The organism is Variovorax sp. FW301-JW7 (assembly GCF_058788795.1).
Window position 1 is genome coordinate 889,703 of record NZ_JBYTBC010000001.1, and the last position, 17,498, is coordinate 907,200.

The following is a 17,498-nucleotide window of genomic DNA, read 5'->3' on the forward strand; positions in this document are numbered from 1 at the left end:
CATGTCAGCGTTCTCCCTTGCGGTAGGGTTTCATCAGCGCCTGCGGGTAGCTGGCCTTGCGCGCCACCAGCACCAGCGCCAGGATCGACAGCAGGTAGGGCAGCATCAGGTACAGCTGGTAAGGCAGCACGGCATCGCCCGATTGTTGCAGCCGCAGCTGCAGCGCGTCGAAGAAGGCGAACAGCAACGCGCCGAGCAGGGCCTTGCCGGGCCGCCACGAGGCGAACACCACCAGCGCCACGCAGATCCAGCCGCGGCCGTTCACCATGTTGAAGAAGAAGGCGTTGAAGGCCGACAGCGTGAGGAACGCGCCGGCCACGCCCATCAGCGCCGAGCCCGCCACGATGGCGCCGGTGCGCGTGGCCGCGACCGACACGCCCTGGCTCTCGGCCGCTTGCGGGTTCTCGCCCACCATGCGCAGCGCCAGGCCGAGCGGCGTGCGGTACAGCACCCAGGCCACCGCCGGCACCAGCAGCAGCGCGAACAGCGTGAGCGCGGTCTGCGCGCCGAGGATGGGCACGGGCAGCCAGTCCATCGGCGCGAAGGGCGTGATGGTCGGCGGCGTGTTCACCTTCGGAAAGCTCACGCGGTAGCCGAAGTAGCTCAGCGCCGTGGCCAAGAGCGTGATGCCCAGCCCCGAGACGTGCTGCGACAGCGCGAGCCCGACGGTCAGGAAGGCGTGCAGCAATCCGAACACCATGCCCGTGAGCGCGGCCACGCCGACGCCGGCCCACAGCGGCGCGCCGGCATACACCGCGAGCCAGCCGGTGAAGGCGCCCGCGACCATGATCCCCTCGATGCCGAGGTTGAGCACGCCCGCGCGTTCGCACAGCAGCACGCCCAGCGTGCCCAGGATGAGCGGCGTGGCGATGCGCAGCACCGCGACCCAGAAGGCGGGGTTGGAAAGAATGTCGAGCAGGTCGGTCATTTCTTCACCCGCACGCGGTACTGCGTGAGCAGCGTGGCCACCAGCACCGCGATCAGCGAGGCTGCGACGATCACGTCGGCGATGTAAGTCGGCACGCCCACGGCGCGGCTCATGGTGTCGGCGCCGACCAGCACGCCGGCCACGAACACGCCGGCGGCGATCACGCCCAGCGGGTGCAGCCCGGCGAGCATCGCGATCACGATGCCCGTGTAGCCGTAGCCCGGCGACATGTCCAGCGTGACGTAGCTGGTGCGGCCCGCCACCTCGATGGCGCCGGCCAGCCCGGCCAGCGCGCCCGAGAGCAGCGCCACCATGACCACGGTGCGCGTCACCGGCACGCCGGCGAAGGCGGCGGCGCGTGCATTGGCGCCCACCGCGCGGATGTCGAAGCCCAGCACCGTGTACTTGAAGATCGCCCACACGATCACCGCGAGCGACACGGCCCACAGCAACCCGGTGTGCACGCGCGTCTGCGCGATGAGCTTGCCCAGTTCGAGGTCGGACTGCAGCGACACGCTCTGCGGCCAGCCCATCGCCGTCGGGTCTTTCATCGGCCCGTCGAGCAGCGCCGACACGCCGAGCAGCACGATGAAATTGATGAGCAGTGTGGTGACCACTTCGTCGACGCCGAGCTTGTTCTTCATGAGCGCCGGGCCCAGCAGCATCAGCGCGCCGGCCACCGCAGCGGCCAGCATCATCAGCGGGAATAGCACCCACGGCGACAACTCGAAGCCGGTGCCGCCATGCATGCCGCCCACAGCCACGGCGGCCAGCGCGCCCGCGAACAGCTGCCCCTCGGCGCCGATGTTGAAGAGCCGCGCCTTGAACGCGACCGTGGCGGCCAGGCCGGTGAGGATGAGCGGAATGGCCCGCGTCAGCGTCTCGCTCCATGCGAACACCGAGCCGAAGCCGCCCTGCAGCAGCAGCGCGTAGGTGCGCCCGACCGGCGCGCCGGCCCAGCGCACGAGCAGCGCGCTCACCAGCAGCGTGAACACGACCGCGCCGATGGGGGCCAGCACCAGCGCGGCGCGCGAGCTTTCGTGGCGTCGTTCGAGGCGCATCATGCGGCGGCTCCCGGGCGTTGCGGCGCGGTGGCGCCGGCCATCGCCAGGCCGATGGCCTCGCGTGTCCAGGCCGCGGCCGGGCGCGCTTGGCCGAGGTGGCCGCCGTGCATCACGGCCACGCGGTCGCCGAGTGCGAGCACTTCGTCGAGGTCGTCCGAAATCACCAGTACCGCCGCGCCGGCATCGCGCGCGGCAATGAGCTGCTGCTGCACGTAGGCGACGGCGCCGATGTCCAGGCCCCAGGTCGGCTGGTGCGCGACGATGAGGCGCGGCGCGCGGTTCGGGTATTTCTTGTTGTCGGTGTCTTGTTCCACTTGCTCGGGCGCCAGCAGCGCCCGCCCCAGGATCAGTTTTTGCATGTTGCCGCCCGAGAGCGAGCGGGCCGGCGACATCAGGCCGGCGCCGCGCACGTCGAAGGCTTTCTCAATGCGCCGGGCATGGAGCCGTGCGGCCGCACGCCGGACGATGAACGACCAGCGTGAAAAGACAGGGCTGCGCAGCCGCTCGGACACGGCGTTCTCCCACACCGGCAGGTCGCCGACCACGCCGACCGCGTGCCGGTCTTCGGGGATGCGCGCCACGCCGCGTTGCACCAGCCGGGCGGGCGAGGGCGGCAGTGCGCGGCCCATGAACTGCGCGCTGCCGGAGACGGCGCGGCGCGTGCCGCTCAGCAGCTCGGCCAGCGCGACCTGGCCGTTGCCGGAGACGCCCGCGATGGCGGTGATCTCGCCCGCGCGCAGCGTGAGCGACACCTCGCGCAGGCGGTCCTGCCCGCCGTCTTTGGTCGATGCGGTGCTCACGTGGTCGAGCACGCAGACTGCGTCGCCCACCGACTTGGCGGGCCGGCGCTGCGGCGCCTCGACCGCGTGGCCGACCATCCACAGCGCGAGCTGTGCCTGCGTGGTGTCGGCCGTGCGCGCCTCGGCGACCAGCTTGCCGCCGCGCAGCACCGCGATGCGTTGCGACACGCGCAGCACCTCGCCGAGCTTGTGGCTGATGAAGATCACCGACAGGCCCTGCGCCACCATCTGCGCGAGCGTGGCGAACAGCGCCTCGCTCTCCTGCGGCGTGAGCACGGCCGTCGGCTCGTCGAGGATCAGGATGCGCGCGCCGCGGTACAGCGCCTTGAGAATTTCCACGCGCTGGCGCTCGCCCACCGACAGGCTGCCGATGGTCGCGTCGGGCTGCACCGGCAGGCCGAAGCGCTGGGCCACCTCGAGCAACCGCGCACGGGCCGCCGCACGGCGCGAGACCGGGCGCCACAGCGGCTCGGTGCCCATCGTCACGTTGTCGAGCACGCTGAGGTTGTCGGCCAGCGTGAAGTGCTGGTGCACCATGCCCACCCCGGCGGCCAGCGCGGCCTTGGGGTTGCCGGGCGGCAGGGGCGAGCCGAAGACTTCGATGCGGCCTTCGTCGGCGACGTAGTGGCCGAACAGGATGGACATCAGCGTCGACTTGCCGGCGCCGTTCTCTCCCAGCAGCGCGAGCACTTCGCCGGCCTGCAGGTCGAGAGAGATGGCGTCGTTGGCCACGAGCGGGCCGAAACGCTTGGTGATGCCCTGGAGGCGGAGCACGGTGGGGTTCATGGGCAGACAGGTGGCGACGGCAGGTCGCGGCAGAAATTCTCGATGGCCCGCGCGGAGGCAGCGGGCGAGGCCTGCAGCAGGCCGTGGGGGCCGTCGAGCTGCACCAGGTGCAACGCCGACAGCCCGCGCTGGAGGGCGGCCACCGCGCGGCGCGGCACCACGCGGTCCTGCAGCGCCTGCAGGTACATCGCGGGCACGCCGACCCGCGGCAGCTTGTCGCGCACGTCGACGCGCTGCACTTCCTTCATGCGGTGGGTCATGACCGCGACCGACACCTGCTTCAGCGAAGCCTGGAGCATGTCCGACAGGTGTGGCGACGCCGAGCCGCCCAGCAGCAGGTGCCGCATCGGCGCGCGCATGAGTTTCGAATGCAGCAGGCGCATCGACAGGTCGAGCAGGCCCGCGCGCATCAGCGCCAGGCCGGGCGCGGGCCGGCGCGCGAAGCTGCAGCACAGGATGAGGCCGCGCAGCCCCGGAGGACGCGAGGCCGCGAGGGAAATGGCCAGCGGCCCGGAAAACGATTCGCCGAGCAGCACGAAGGGCTGCTTAGTGGGCAGTTGCGCGCGCACCAGCGGCTCGAGTTCGTCGTAGCCCAGCACCTCGCGGCCCGGGTAGCGCACGACGTCGATGGCAGCCTGCGGCCCCAGGGCCTGCGCCAATGGCGCGAAGAGATCGCCGGTGCCGTCCATGCCCGGCAGCAACACAAGACGAGGCAGGCGCCCGGGCGCCACCGTCACTTCCACGCGGCCAGGAAGGCCAGCATGACCTTGGCCGAGTTGTCGGCCGCGATGCTCATGAAGGTGCCCATCTCGTTCTCGCCGTCGCCGCCGCCCGCGAGGTCGCTGAGCGAGCGGAAGGCGATGTAGGGCACGCCGTTGCTGTAGGCGACCATGCCCACGGCGGCGGTTTCCATGTCGAGCACGTTGGCCTGGAAGGTCTTGTAGGTGTATTCGCGGTAGGCCTTGTTGTCCATGAAGGCCTGGCCCGAGACGCCGTTGCCGCCCACCACCAGCTGCGGCTTGCGCGGCAGGCACTTGCCGGCGCCGCAGTTCGCCAGCTCGACGTTGCGGATGCTGCGCGCCACCTCGAGCATCTTCGGATCGGCCGCGAACCAGAACTTGCGCTCGATGCCCGGCCTGGCGGCCGAGCGCACCTCGACCGGGCGCGGGAAGTTCATGCCGAAGTTGGGCAGCGTGGCGTCGGTGATGAAGGGCGGTGCGCTGTACGTGCCGGGCGCGGTTTCGCGCGCCATGAGCACCTCGAGGTACTGGCCCCACTGGGCCGGCACCGTCACGTCGCCCACGTGCAGCGACGGGTTCACGCCACCCGCGATGCCGCTGAACACGATGCCGGTGATGCGAAAGCGGTTGAGCACGAGCTGCGTGTTCATGGTCGCGTTCGTCATGCTGATGCCCGAGAGGAACAGCACCACAGGCTTGCCTTCGAGCGTGCCGGTGGTGAACTCGACGCCGTTCACGCTGTGCTTGTTCGGACCTTGCAGGCGCGTGAGCAGCAGCTTCAGCTCGGGCTCGAAGGCCGAGATCACGGCCAGGCGCGGCGTGTCGTCCAGCCGCGTGCTGCTGTTGATGCTGGCGCCGGTGCCCTTGTAGACGCCGACGCAGCCCGACAGGCCCACGGCCAGCACGCCGGCCGCGAGGAGGGAACGCCAGCGGACCGTCGTCATCGGCTTTTTCACTTGGCCGTCGACTTGGGTTGTGCGTCGTCCACCTTCACGGTGAACTTGCCGGCCAGGATGTCGGCCTGCTTGGCCTTCACCTTGGCCGCGACGTCGGCCGGCACCTTCTTCTCGAAGGTGCCCAGCGGCGCGAGCTCGGAGCCCTTGTGCTTCATGTGCGAGTACACGCCGTAGTCCTCGGCGGCGAACTTGCCTTCCTTCACCAGCTTGATGGCACGGTCGGCCGAGGGCTCGAAGTTCCACAGCGCCGAGGCCACCACCGTGTCGGGGTACTGGGCCTGCGTGTCGATCACGTTGCCGATGGCGAGCTTGCCCTTTTCCTTGGCCGCGTCCGACACGCCGAAGCGCTCGGCGTACATGATGTCCGCGCCCTTGTCGATCATCGCGAAGGCCGCTTCCTTGGCCTTCGGCGGGTCGAACCAGCTGTTGATGAAGCTCACGCTGAACTCCACCTTCGGGTTCGTTTCCTTCGCGCCCGCCATGAACGCGTTCATGAGCCGGTTCACCTCCGGGATCGGGAAACCGCCGACCATGCCGATGCGGTTGCTCTTGGTCATGCCGCCCGCGACCATGCCGCTGAGGTAGGCCGGCTCCTGGATGTAGTTGTCGAACACCGAGAAGTTGGGCGCCTGCGGCTTCAGCGACGAGCCCATGAGGAACGCCACCTTGGGGAAGTCTTTCGCGACCTTGCGCGCCGCCGCTTCCACCCCGAACACCTCGCCCAGGATCAGCTGGTTGCCGCCCGTGGCGTACTCGCGCATCACGCGCTCGTAGTCGGCATTGCTCACGTTCTCGGTGGCCTTGTATTCGATCTCCCCACGCGCCTCGGCCGCCTTCAGCGCCTTGTGGATGCGGCCCACCCATTGCTGCTCGAACGGCACCGTATAGACGGCAGCCACCTTGAGCTTGGCCTGCGCGAGCGCAAGGCCCGGGGCGCCCGCCGCAAGCGCTGCGGCAACGGCGATGGAACGAACGATCAACTGACGGCGTGCTGTCACGGTCTTCTCCTCGGTCTGTAAAAAAATCAAGCGCTGCAATCCCCGTGCCCACCGAACCCAAACGAGCCGGCCGCTTGCGGCAGGCTCCCTTCCAGCAAACACCGAGGAACCGGCTCCGCCGGGCCTCAGGTGTTGCCCCCGGTAGGGGGTTGGCGAAGCGACACGAAGTGCGCGAAGCCTGGGGGCGAGCCTATTTCGTGCCGAAGATGCGGTCGCCGGCGTCGCCCAGGCCCGGCAGGATGTAGCCGTGGCTGTCCAGCTCGCGGTCGATCGCGGCGGTGTAGATCGGCACGTCCGGGTGCGCCTTCTGCATGGTGGCCACGCCTTCGGGGCAGGTCAGCAGGCAGACGAACTTGATCGACTTGGGGTTGAGTTCCTTCAGTCGCTCGACCGCGGCCACGGCCGAGTTGCCGGTGGCGAGCATGGGGTCGACCACGATCACGTCGCGGTTCTCCATCTCGCCGGGCATCTTGAAGTAGTACTCGACGGCCGTGAGCGTCTTGGGGTCGCGGTACAGGCCGATGTGGCCGACGCGCGCGCCCGGCACCACCGTGAGCATGCCGTCCAGGATGCCGGTGCCGGCGCGCAGGATCGACACCAGCACCACCTTCTTGCCGTCGATGACCTTGGCCTGCATGGTCTCCAGCGGGGTCTCGACCTCGATGTCCTGCATCGGCATGTCGCGCGTGACCTCGTAGGCCATCAGCATGCTGATTTCGTTCAAAAGCCGGCGAAAGCTGTTGGTGGAGGCGTCCTTGCGGCGCATCAGCGTGAGCTTGTGCTGGACGAGGGGGTGGTCGACGAGGTGGACGTTGCTCATTGGAGTCTTCTTTTGGTGTGCCGTTGCGGAAAACAGGAGAGTCTAAAAGACTAGAAGACGGTGCCGTCGCTCTCGATCTGCAGCGGTGGTGCACCGTCTCGCAAACGCTGTGCCAGCACCCGGCCCGCGGCCCAGGTGCCGCCTTCGAGCACGCAGGCCAGGGGCAGCTCTTCTTCGGTGCGGTCGAGCACCTTGCGCACGCGCGGGGCGATTTCGTCGAGCAGCGCCACGGTGAGGGCGCGCCATTCGACGATGAACTCGTCGCCGGCCTTCCAGCGGCGGGTGAGAAAGGCCGCCTCGCGCGGCACGATCACGCCGCTGTCGATCAGCAGGCCGCCGTTGCGGTATTCGGGCAGGGCGGTGAGCGCGTCGAGATGCCGCACCTTCACGCCGGCCCATTCGAAAGGCTCGAGCAGGGAGTACGTGAGCCACTGCGACAGCTTGTGGAACGGCATCCAGCCGTTGGTGAGCCCGGGGCCGGTGACGGCGCTGTGGCGCCAGCAGTCGCCCAGCGCAAAAGCCGGGTCGCCCGATCCGATGCCGCCCGCGTTGTCGCTGCCGTCGGCCGCGATGCTGTCGATGGCGTTGGCCGAAGGCCAGATGCGCGACAGCGTGTCGAGCAGCAGCGACAGGATCTGGTGCGCGGTGATCTCGGCGGTGGGCGGTGCGGCCGGGCCGAAGGGGCCGACCAGCGCATCGAACAGGCGGCCCGGCCGACCATCGTCGCCGAAGGTCTCGGGCTGTTCGTTCATGGCCTCGCCGAGCCGGCGCAGCAGCGTGGCGCGGCCCGCGAGGCCGACCAGGGGGTTGACCTCGCTCACCTGGAAGGCGTCGCCCAGCCGGTCGGTCACGAGGCCGCGCAGGCCGGCGGCGTCGGCCTGCAGCGGATGGTCGGGGTCGGACGAGAAGAGCCCGCTGGTGAATGCATGGAAGCACGCCACGCCCAGGCCTTCGGAGCGCGTGAAGCGCAGGCCGGTGGCCGGTTCGGTGTAGTGCCAGGTCGGGCCGGCACCGGCGTCGAGCAGCACGCTCACCAGCGTGAGGTCGATGTGGGCGCGGGCGCGCTGGCGGGCGTCGAGGCCCTTGCCGAGCAGCGCGTCGAGCTGCAGGCGGCGGTCGACGCCGCCGGCCTCGAAGTGGCGCCAGCGGCTGTGGTACGGGATGGTGTCCCAGGGGTAGCGCTCGCGCGTGACCTCGGCCACGGTGCGCGCCGCGTCTTCGAGTGCGTCGTCGCTGCCGATGCGGAACCACTGCGATTCGCCGCGGCGCGCGCGGGCCAGCAGGGCGCCCGCGCGCTGGCGGATGGCGGCGGTGGTGCGCAGCAGGCTGGCGGCGCCGGCCGGGTGGCCGGTGTCGGGCGTGAATTCGATCGACGGATCGACATTGCCCGCGCCGCCGGGGCGCAGGCTGCCGGAACCGTCGGCGGGCAGGTCGATGTCGGTGCTGCGGCTCATTCGCTCAATCCCCGGCCCTTGGCCTTTTTCAGTTCTTCTGCGTCCGGCACCGGGCCGGGGGTGAAGTAGCCGGCCGCCATCTTGGCGTCCATCTCGACGCGGGCGTCGGCCGGGATCAGTGCGTCGGGAATGTTCACGCGCTCGCCGATCTCGATGCCCGAGCCGGTGATGGCGTCGAACTTCATGTTGCTCATCGACACGAGGCGGTGGATTTTCTTGATGCCCAGCCAATGGAAGACGTCGGGCATCAGCTCCTGGAAGCGCATGTCCTGCACGCCGGCCACGCACTCGGTGCGCGCGAAATACTGGTCGGCCGTGTCGCCGCCCACCTGGCGCTTGCGGGCGTTGTAGACGAGGAACTTGGTCACCTCGCCGAGCGCGCGGCCTTCCTTGCGCGAGTAGGCGATGAGCCCCACGCCGCCGCGCTGCGCGCCCTGGATGCATTCTTCGATCGCGTGTGTGAGGTAGGGGCGGCAGGTGCAGATGTCGGAGCCGAACACGTCGGAGCCGTTGCACTCGTCGTGGATGCGCGCGGTGAGCTCCACGTCGGGGTTGGCCAGGTCGCGCGGGTTGCCGAAGATGTAGAGCGTCTGCCCGCCGATGGGCGGCAGGAACACCTCGAGGTCGGAGCGCGTGACGAGTTCGGGGTACATGCCGCCGGTTTCCTCGAAGAGCGTGCGGCGCAGGTCGGTCTCGGAGCAGCCGAAGCGGCGCGCCACCTCGGGCAGGTACCACACGGGTTCGATGGCCGCCTTGGTCACCATCGCGGCGCCGCCCGTGGTGAGGAAATGGCCGTCGGCCTTCAGGCGCCCGCTTTGCAGCGCCTCGATCACCTCGGGCAGGATCACGTGGGCCTTGGTGATCGCGATGGTCGGGCGGATGTCGTAGCCGGCCGCGAGTTCGGCGGAAAACACGTCGGCCACCAGCGCGCCCCAGGGGTCGAGCGAGACGATGCGTCCGGGCTCGCTCCACTGCGGATAGGGGCCGATGACGTCGGTGGGTGCGGTGTTGGTGAGGTCGGCCTTGTGTTCGCGCTTCAGGGCGCCGGCCGCCACGGCGAGTGCGCGGTACACGCTGTACGAGCCGCTGTGCGTGCCGATGACGTTGCGGTGTGCGCGCTTGGTGGTCGTGCCGACCACGGGGCCACGCTCGACAGCGGTGGCCGCGCTCCAATGGATGGGCAGGGCGCCAAAGCCGCCGGCATGCGAGGTCAGGCGGATGTGGCCGGTCGAGGACGAGGGATGAAGCGGAGGGGTCTGCGTCGGGCTCGCGCCAGTCGCTGTCGGCAAGGCGGAAGGGATCGCGGTACTGTCTGCGGACATTTGAGGCCCTCAAAAAATGCAATGTACCGAGCACTTGTGCGGCTGGCAAGCGAGGGCCCGCGCGGCCTGGCCGCACTGGCATTCAGGCAGGCGACGAGCGCAGGCCGTAGGTCTTGCCGTGCACGAACAGGTACTCGGCGCGCAGCACCGCGTCGCCTTTCTCTCCCGTGAAGGTGAAGCCGAGCACCGCCACCGGCGTGCCGGGCTTGATCTCCTCGACGCCCCAGGCCTGCAGCCGCGTGAGCGGGGCCAGCTCGACCTGCCACTTGCGGTCGCGCCGCGTTGGCAGCTGCGCCTTGGCCAACAGCGCCGGGCCATCGACCGTTGCGCTCTGTTTGGGCAGCACGCGCTGCTTCAGGTCGGACGGCAGCGCGAGGTTCTCGGGCAACTCGATCTCCAGTTCGCCGTGCGGATTGCGCCAGCTGACCTTGGTGGCGCGGCCTTCCACGTACAGCGGGCGCTCCTGGTCAAAACTGCTCCAGCCGTGGTGGGCCCAGGCGGGCAGGGCCAGTGCGATCGAACCGGTCACGAACATGCGTCGAGGCAGCATCGCGTTCTCCTTGGTCAGACATAGGCAACCCAGCGCCCGCAGATGATGACAGCGAGCCAAAACCCCAAAGACAGGAGGCATTGAAACCTGGCGAACCCGCTCTGGCCGCCGATGTCGCCGCGCAGGTGGAACCAGGCGGCGTTGAGGCCGGCCAGCAGGATCAGCAGCAGCTTGACGCGAAAGGCCGTGTTGCTCAGCAACTCGCCCGGCTGGCTGGCGAACATGGTCAGGCCGGTCAGCGCGCACAGGCCGAAGCCCAGCAGGGCGGGGCGCAGCGTGAGGCGCGCCAGCAGCGGCGCCGGCAACTCGCGGGCCAGGCCCAGGGCGCGCAGCTCGAACACCAGCAGGCCGCCGAACAGCAGCGCGATGCCCACGATGTGCGCCGCCTCCAGCGCCGGGTAGGCCCAGGGGTGCGAGACGAGTCCGGCCAGCATCGGGGCAGCTTAGCGCAAGCCTCGCTGCGGGGGCGCGGCACAATCCCTTGCAATCTTTTTCCACCAGGCTGTAACCGGCCGGCCCGATGGCACGAAACACCGTAGGCAGCAGGACGACACCGAGCGACGCGGAAGTGGCCTTGCGCCGCCTGTTCCTTCGCGGCCTCGATGGCGACGCCGGCGCGTACCGCGAGTTCCTGCAGAAACTGAGCGCGCACCTGCGCGCTTTTCTGGGCAAGCGCCTGTTCGGCTGGCCCGATGAAGTGGAAGACCTCGTCCAGGAATGCCTGCTCGCCATGCACAACCAGCGCCACACCTACCAGAGCGACCAGCCGCTGACGGCCTGGGTGCATGCCATTGCGCGCTACAAGATGATCGATTTGCTGCGCGCCAAGTCGGTCCGCGAGGACCTGCATGACCCGCTGGACGACGACCTCGCCGTGTTCGCCGATTCCGCCACCGAGGCCAGCGACGCGAAGCGCGACCTCGGCGGTCTGCTGCAGACCCTGCCCGAACGCCAGCGCCTGCCCATCGTGCACGTGAAGATCGAAGGACTCTCGGTGGCCGAGACGGCGAGCCTCACGGGCATGTCGGAGTCGGCGGTGAAGGTCGGCATCCACCGGGGCCTGAAGGCCCTGGCCGCGAAGTTCGGGGGAGGCGCCGCGCCATGAAGACCGACGACCTCGTGAACCTGCTGGCCGCCGGCGAGGTGGCGGTGCCGCGGCGCAGCGCCGGCTGGCGCATCGGGTGGGCGGTGCTGGCCGCGCTGCCGCTGTCCTTCGTGATCCTGTTCGGCGAGTACGGGCTGCGGCCCGACCTGGTGCAGGCGATGTTCTGGCCGATGTTCTGGGTCAAGGTGCTGTTTCCGCTGTGCATCGCGGCGGCGGCCTTCGTGACGGTGCAGCGGCTGGCCCGGCCCGGCGTGGCGGTGCGCCACGCGTGGTGGGGCGGGGTGCTGCCGGTGCTGGGGATCTGGGGGCTGGCGGCGTTCGTCTGGTTCTCGGTGCCGATCGAGGAGCGCATGCCCTCGCTGATGGGGCAGTCGTGGCGCATCTGCGCCCTGAGCATCGGCTTCATGGCGCTGCCGGTGTTCGCGGCCACCTTCGTGGCGCTGCGCGGGCTGGCACCGACGCGGCCCGCGCTGGCCGGGGCCGCGGCCGGCGCGCTGGCCGGCGGCGTGGGCGCGTCGGTCTACGCGCTGCACTGCATGGAGCTGACCGCGCCGTTCCTCGCGGTCTGGTACGTGAGCGGGATCGCGGTGCCGGTGCTGCTGGGCGCGGCACTGGGGCCGCGCCTGCTGCGCTGGTAACGGCGCTGCTTCAGCGCTTCTTGCTGCCGAAGATCCCGCCCAGCACGCCGCGCAGGATCTCCTTGCCCACCGACGTGCCCATGGTGCGCACCGCCGACTTGGCCATGGTCTGCACGAGGCCGTCGCGCTTGCCGCCGCGCGGGCCGGTGCTGCCGAAGAGCATGTCGTTGAGCATGCCGCCCATGCCGGACGATTCTTCCGCGGCGGCCCCGCCCTTGGCGCCGGCGGCCGGTGCGTCGGGCGCGCTCTCGGCGCGGCCCTTGAGCTTTTCATAGGCCGATTCGCGGTCGACCGTCTTCTCGTACACGCCCGCCACCAGCGAGCCCGCGATCAGCGCCTTGCGCTGCTCGGGCGTGATCGGGCCGAGCTGGCTGCCCGGCGGGAGCACGTACACGCGCTCGGTGATGCTCGGGCGGCCCTTGGCGTCCAGGAAGCTCACCAGCGCCTCGCCCACGGCGAGTTCGGTGATGGCGGTCTCGATGTCCAGGCCAGGCTTCTGGCGCATGGTGCTGGCGGCGGCCTTCACGGCCTTCTGGTCGCGCGGGGTGAACGCACGCAGCGCGTGCTGCACGCGGTTGCCGAGCTGGGCCAGCACCGAATCGGGAATGTCCAGCGGGTTTTGCGTGACGAAATAAACGCCGACGCCCTTGGAGCGCACCAGTCGCACCACGAGTTCGATGCGTTCGACCAGCGCCTTGGGCGCCTCGTTGAACAGCAGGTGGGCCTCGTCGAAGAAGAAGGCCAGCTTCGGCTGCTCGGGGTCGCCGATCTCGGGCAGTTGCTCGAACAGCTCCGACAGCATCCACAGCAGGAAGGTGGCGTACAGGCGCGGCGAGTTCATGAGCTTGTCGGCCGCCAGGATGTTCACCACCCCCTTGCCGCCCACCGTCTGCATGAAGTCGGCGATGTTGAGCATCGGCTCGCCGAAGAACTTGTCGCCGCCCTGGGTCTCGATCTGCAGCAGGCCGCGCTGGATGGCGCCCACGCTGGCGGCGCTGATGTTGCCGTACTCGGTGGTGAACTGGCTCGCGTTCTCGCCCACGTACTGCAGCATGGCGCGCAGGTCTTTCAGGTCGAGCAGCAGCATGCCGCTGTCGTCGGCGATCTTGAACACCAGGTTCAGCACGCCGGCCTGGGTTTCGTTCACGTCGAGCATGCGGCCCAGCAGCAGCGGGCCCATGTCGGAGATGGTGGCGCGCACCGGATGGCCCTGTTCGCCGAACACGTCCCACAGCGTGACGGGGCAGGCAGCGGGCTCGGGCACGTCGATGCCGCGTTCCTTGAGCGTGGCGGCCAGCTTTTCGCCGATGGCGCCTTTCTGGCTGATGCCGGTCAGGTCGCCCTTGACGTCGGCCATGAACACCGGCACGCCGATGTTCGACAGCTGTTCGGCGATGGTCTGGAGCGTGACGGTCTTGCCGGTGCCGGTGGCGCCGGTGATCAGGCCGTGGCGGTTGGCAAGGCCGGGCAGGAGGGTGCACTCGATGGTGTCGTGGCGTGCGATCAGAAGGGGGTCGGCCATGGGGCGCTCCGGGTCGTATCGAAGCGCGCAGTCTAATCAACCGCCACTCCTATAATTCACGACCCCGCACGGTCGTTCAGGAAAAAAGTTCAGGAGGTTTTTTTGTCATCGACTGCTCAGCCCCCCATTCCCGCCACTGGCGATGCATCCGAACAGTCGCCGATCGAAAAAGAGCTGGCCGTGTTGCTCGTGAACGCGCTCAATCTCGAGGTTGCACCTGAAGAGATCGTGCCCACCGACCCGCTGTACGGCGAAGGTCTGGGCCTCGATTCCATCGACATCCTCGAAGTTGCGCTCGAAGTCTCGCGCCGCTATGGTTTTCAGCTGCGCTCGGACGACGAGCGCAACCAGCAGATCTTCCAGTCGCTGCGTACGCTCGCGACCCACGTCGCCGAGCACCGCAGCGCCACCTGATCCATGTCTCGATGGCGACTCGTCCTCCTGCTGCTGGTGGGGGTCACGTATGCCGGCCTCTCCCACTGGATGACGCTGTTCCACGCCACCGAGCCCTGGGCTGTGGTGGTGTTGCTCGGCCCGCTGTGGATCGCCGCCATGGGTTGCGCCGCCAGCTGGTTCGGCCGCTGGGGCCTGGCCATTGCGGCGGCCCTGGGCATCGGCGGCTTCTCGCTCGTCTTCCTCGGTGAGGCGGGCGACACGAACCGTCTCTATGTGCTGCAGCACATCGGCATCAACGGCGCGCTCTGTGGCTGGTTCGGCTCGACGCTGCGCGGCAAGGGCTTGCCGCTGATCACCCAGTTCGCGCAGCGCGTGCACCCGCTGAAGGGGCACATGCTGTCGTACACGACGCGCCTCACGCAGGTGTGGACGGTGTACTTCGCCGTGGTGGTCGTCTCGTCGATCGTGGTCTACCTGACGATGCCGTTTTCGGCCTGGTCGCTGCTGGCCAACGTGCTGTCGCCGCTGAGCGTGGCGCTGCTGTTCGTGGGCGAGCACCTCGTGCGCTACCGCCTGCATCCCGAATTCGAACGCACGCGCCTCGTCGATGCGGTGCGCGCGTTCTACGGCACCTCGACGGTGGACAACGGCGCTGGCGGCCAATGAAACAGGCGCAGCCCGCGTGACCCCCGACACCGCTTCTTCTTCCTTCCTGCCGCTGCTCGCGGACCGCAACCCCGACGCGCCCCTGGCCTGGCGCGCCGGCCAGCCGGTTAGCACGCGCCAGTTCCTGGCCGACGTCGCACGCCTGGCGCCCGCGCTGCCCGCCGAAGGGCCTGCCGTCAACCTCTGCCTCGACCGCTACGCTTTCGCCGTGAGCCTGGGCGCCGCGCTGGTGCGCGGCCACGCCAGCCTGCTGCCGCCCGATGCGCGGCCGGACACGCTGGCGCGCCTGACCGAAACCGGCGGCGCCCACCTGTTCGCGCTGACCGACGACGCCAAGCTCGAGACGCCGGGCATGCGGCGCCTGCAGGTCGAGGCCGTGCCCGGCCCGGCCGGCGATGCGCCGGTGCCCGCCATCGACGGCGGCCGGCATGCGGCCAGCCTGCTCACGTCGGGCTCCACCGGCGTGCCGCAACCGCATGCCAAGGCCTGGCGCACGCTGGTCGGCGACGTCGAAGTGGCGGTCGAGCGGCTGTGCCGCGTGCTGCAGCGGCCCACGCTCGAAGGGCTCACGCTGGTGGCGACCGTGCCGGTGCAGCACAGCTACGGCCTCGAGTCGTCGGTGCTGCTCGCGATGCTCGGTGGCGCCGCGTTCGAAACCGGACGGCCGTTCTTTCCGGCCGACGTCGCGAAGGCGCTGGCCTCGGTGCCGCGCCCGCGCGCGCTGGTGACCACGCCGTTCCACCTGAAGACGCTGCTGCTGTCGGGCATCGAGCTGCCGCCGGTCGACCTGATCCTGTCGGCCACCGCGCCGCTGTCGCCGCAACTGGCCGCGCAGGCCGAGCAGGCGCTGGGCGGCGTGCTGCTCGAAATCTACGGCAGCACCGAATCGGGCCAGGTGGCCACGCGCCGCACGACCGAGAGCGAAATCTGGGAAACCTTCGGCGAAATCCGCGTACACGCGGAACCGGGGGAGGGTGACGGCCCCGAGCGCTTCATCTTCAGCGGCGACTTCATTCCCGAGCCGACGCCCATGGCCGACGTGCTCGAACTGCTCGATGTACGGCGTTTTCGCCTGTTCGGCCGTGCCAACGACCTGATCCACGTCGCCGGCCGGCGCAGTTCGCTCGCACACCTGAACTACCACCTCAACAGCATCGCCGGCGTCGAGGACGGCGCCTTCTGGCTGCCCGACGAGGTGGCCGACGGTGTGGTGCGGCCGGTGGCGTTCGTGGTCGCGCCCACGCTGTCGGCGACAGACATCATTGCTGCACTGCGGCAACGCCTGGAGCCCGTGTTCGTGCCGCGCCGCGTGGTGCAGGTCAAGGCCTTCCCGCGTGAAGGCACGGGCAAGCTCACGGTGCGGGCGCTGCGCGAATTCGCGCTGGCGCAGTTGGCCGACGACCAGACGCCGGTGCAGATGGCGCACACGGTGCCGGTCGACCACCCCGTCTTTGCCGGTCATTTCCCCGGCCAGCCGCTGGTGCCCGGCGCGCTGCTGCTGGCCGAAGTCATGGAAGTCGTGCGGCGTGTGCCGGCGCTGTCGGCACGGCTGGGCGCGAGCCCGACGCTCGCGGCTGCCAAGTTCCTGGCGCCCGTGCGGCCCGGCAGCACGCTGTCCATCGAGCTGCATCCCGAGGCCGGAACCGGCCGCGGCGTGCGTTTCGACGTGCGCTGCGACGGCGTGCTGGCTGTCACGGGCCGCTGGACGGCTGTGCCAGAGTCGGCGGGATGAAGCACACCGACGCCGAAACGCGCGCCGTGGACGAAGCGGCGCGGCAGACCGCCCGCCCGGCGGCCCAGCAGGGCGACTGGGCGCGCGCGCCCGAGCGCAGCAACATGTTGGCGCTGCGCTTCATCTGCCTGATGGCGCTGGTGTGCGGGCGGCACGTCACGCGGCTGCTGCTGCCGCCGATCAGCCTGTACTTCTTGCTGTTCGCGCCGGCGCCGCGCCGCTACATCAAGCGCTACCTGTTCCGGGCCATCGGCCCGCGCGCGGGCTGGGTCGACGGCTACCGCCTGCTGCACGCGTTTTCCTCCACCGTGCTCGACCGCGTGTACTTCCTGCGCGGGCGCATGGACCTGTTCAAGCTGAAGATCGAAGGCAACGGCCCGATCGAAGCGGAGGCGGCCGAAGGGCGGGGCGCTTTCCTGCTCGGCGCCCACATCGGCAGCTTCGAGGTGCTCGGCGCCTGCAAGCAGCAGAAGCACCAGAACCGCATGCGGCTGGCGATGCTGATGTACCCCGACAACGCGCAGCGCATCACCGCCATCCTGAACGCCATCGCGCTGCCCGAGATGCGGCCCCACGTGATCTCGCTGGGCCGACCACATTCGATGCTCGCGCTGCGCGACTGGCTCGACGGCGGCGGCCTCGGCGGCATGCTGGCCGACCGTACCCTGCCGGGCAGCGAGGAGCAGCCGGCGCACCAGCGCGGCAACAACATCGTGCTGCCTTTCCTGGGGCAGCCGGCCGTCTTCAACGACGGTCCGTTCCGGCTGGCGGCATTGCTGCGCCGCAAGGTGTTCTTCATGGCCGGCATGTACGGCGGCGGTGCCCGCTACGATGTCCGGTTCGACCCGCTGGCCGACTTCGGCACGCCGTTCACCGATGCCGCGGAGCGCGAACAGCGCATCCGCAGCGCAGTCGAAGCCTATGTGGCCCGCCTCGAGGCGCTGTGCCGCGCCTACCCGTACAACTGGTTCAACTTTCATGATTTCTGGCTCGAAGATGCGGCTTGATTGGCTTTGCAGGG

Annotated in this window: 18 protein-coding genes; 6 read left to right on the plus strand and 12 right to left on the minus strand. The window is 69.5% G+C overall.

Going from position 1 to position 17,498, the window contains the following annotated elements; genetic code table 11:
• Positions 1 to 4 precede the first annotated feature (4 nt).
• The 11 genes from AC3WQM_RS04005 to AC3WQM_RS04055 form a co-directional block, all read right to left on the minus strand.
• Entirely contained in the window at positions 5 to 928 is a 924-nt protein-coding gene (locus tag AC3WQM_RS04005) for an ABC transporter permease (protein WP_062477785.1), read from the minus strand.
• Entirely contained in the window at positions 925 to 1,989 is a 1,065-nt protein-coding gene (locus AC3WQM_RS04010) for an ABC transporter permease (protein WP_492677188.1), read from the minus strand. Before AC3WQM_RS04010 ends, AC3WQM_RS04005 begins: the two co-directional genes overlap by 4 nt.
• Positions 1,989 to 3,578, minus strand: coding sequence for an ABC transporter ATP-binding protein (locus AC3WQM_RS04015; protein ID WP_492677022.1), 1,590 nt, complete (start codon positions 3,576 to 3,578; stop codon positions 1,989 to 1,991). The genes AC3WQM_RS04010 and AC3WQM_RS04015 overlap by 1 nt, the downstream gene beginning before the upstream one ends.
• Positions 3,575 to 4,321: an alpha/beta fold hydrolase gene (locus AC3WQM_RS04020; protein ID WP_492677023.1), complete on the minus strand. Its 747-nt coding sequence runs from the start codon at positions 4,319 to 4,321 to the stop codon at positions 3,575 to 3,577. The genes AC3WQM_RS04015 and AC3WQM_RS04020 overlap by 4 nt, the downstream gene beginning before the upstream one ends.
• Positions 4,312 to 5,262 (minus strand): 5'-methylthioadenosine/S-adenosylhomocysteine nucleosidase, encoded by a 951-nt coding sequence (locus tag AC3WQM_RS04025; protein WP_492677024.1) that lies wholly within the window; start codon positions 5,260 to 5,262, stop codon positions 4,312 to 4,314. The genes AC3WQM_RS04020 and AC3WQM_RS04025 overlap by 10 nt, the downstream gene beginning before the upstream one ends.
• A gap of 8 nt (positions 5,263 to 5,270) precedes the next feature.
• Positions 5,271 to 6,272: a BMP family protein gene (locus AC3WQM_RS04030; protein ID WP_492677025.1), complete on the minus strand. Its 1,002-nt coding sequence runs from the start codon at positions 6,270 to 6,272 to the stop codon at positions 5,271 to 5,273.
• 190 nt (positions 6,273 to 6,462) lie between these two features.
• The gene (gene upp / locus AC3WQM_RS04035; protein WP_307635808.1) at positions 6,463 to 7,092 is read right to left on the minus strand and encodes a uracil phosphoribosyltransferase; all 630 of its coding nucleotides are present in this window, start codon (positions 7,090 to 7,092) and stop codon (positions 6,463 to 6,465) included.
• Positions 7,093 to 7,142: 50 nt separating this feature from the next.
• Entirely contained in the window at positions 7,143 to 8,546 is a 1,404-nt protein-coding gene (locus AC3WQM_RS04040; RefSeq protein WP_492677026.1) for a URC4/urg3 family protein, read from the minus strand.
• Positions 8,543 to 9,868, minus strand: coding sequence for a GTP cyclohydrolase II (locus AC3WQM_RS04045; protein ID WP_492677027.1), 1,326 nt, complete (start codon positions 9,866 to 9,868; stop codon positions 8,543 to 8,545). The genes AC3WQM_RS04040 and AC3WQM_RS04045 overlap by 4 nt, the downstream gene beginning before the upstream one ends.
• An 82-nt stretch (positions 9,869 to 9,950) precedes the next feature.
• A complete protein-coding gene (locus AC3WQM_RS04050; RefSeq protein ID WP_492677028.1) occupies positions 9,951 to 10,418 on the minus strand; it encodes a DUF6152 family protein in 468 nt (155 codons plus the stop codon).
• Positions 10,419 to 10,432: 14 nt separating this feature from the next.
• Complete coding sequence (locus AC3WQM_RS04055) at positions 10,433 to 10,852, minus strand: hypothetical protein (RefSeq protein ID WP_492677029.1); 420 nt, start codon at positions 10,850 to 10,852, stop codon at positions 10,433 to 10,435.
• Positions 10,853 to 10,938: 86 nt separating this feature from the next.
• Here AC3WQM_RS04055 and AC3WQM_RS04060 point away from each other — a divergent pair, with 86 nt between their 5' ends.
• Positions 10,939 to 11,523 (plus strand): sigma-70 family RNA polymerase sigma factor, encoded by a 585-nt coding sequence (locus AC3WQM_RS04060; RefSeq protein WP_492677030.1) that lies wholly within the window; start codon positions 10,939 to 10,941, stop codon positions 11,521 to 11,523.
• Positions 11,520 to 12,161 carry a DUF1109 domain-containing protein gene (locus AC3WQM_RS04065; protein WP_492677031.1) on the plus strand — a complete coding sequence of 214 codons (642 nt, stop codon included), beginning with the start codon at positions 11,520 to 11,522 and terminating at the stop codon, positions 12,159 to 12,161. The genes AC3WQM_RS04060 and AC3WQM_RS04065 overlap by 4 nt, the downstream gene beginning before the upstream one ends.
• 10 nt (positions 12,162 to 12,171) lie before the next feature.
• Here AC3WQM_RS04065 and AC3WQM_RS04070 read toward each other — a convergent pair whose 3' ends face one another.
• Positions 12,172 to 13,683, minus strand: coding sequence for a helicase HerA-like C-terminal domain-containing protein (locus AC3WQM_RS04070; RefSeq protein ID WP_489056723.1), 1,512 nt, complete (start codon positions 13,681 to 13,683; stop codon positions 12,172 to 12,174).
• A 102-nt stretch (positions 13,684 to 13,785) separates the two neighbouring features.
• Here AC3WQM_RS04070 and AC3WQM_RS04075 point away from each other — a divergent pair, with 102 nt between their 5' ends.
• The 4 genes from AC3WQM_RS04075 to AC3WQM_RS04090 are packed head-to-tail and all read left to right on the plus strand — an operon-like array spanning position 13,786 to position 17,484.
• Positions 13,786 to 14,097, plus strand: a complete 312-nt coding sequence (locus AC3WQM_RS04075) for a phosphopantetheine-binding protein (protein WP_062482694.1) — start codon at positions 13,786 to 13,788, stop codon at positions 14,095 to 14,097.
• 3 nt (positions 14,098 to 14,100) lie between these two features.
• Complete coding sequence (locus tag AC3WQM_RS04080) at positions 14,101 to 14,745, plus strand: COG4648 family protein (RefSeq protein ID WP_492677032.1); 645 nt, start codon at positions 14,101 to 14,103, stop codon at positions 14,743 to 14,745.
• Between the two features lie 16 nt (positions 14,746 to 14,761).
• Positions 14,762 to 16,477, plus strand: coding sequence for an ApeI family dehydratase (locus AC3WQM_RS04085; RefSeq protein WP_492677033.1), 1,716 nt, complete (start codon positions 14,762 to 14,764; stop codon positions 16,475 to 16,477).
• Complete coding sequence (locus AC3WQM_RS04090) at positions 16,474 to 17,484, plus strand: lysophospholipid acyltransferase family protein (RefSeq protein ID WP_492677034.1); 1,011 nt, start codon at positions 16,474 to 16,476, stop codon at positions 17,482 to 17,484. The genes AC3WQM_RS04085 and AC3WQM_RS04090 overlap by 4 nt, the downstream gene beginning before the upstream one ends.
• Positions 17,485 to 17,498 lie beyond the last annotated feature (14 nt).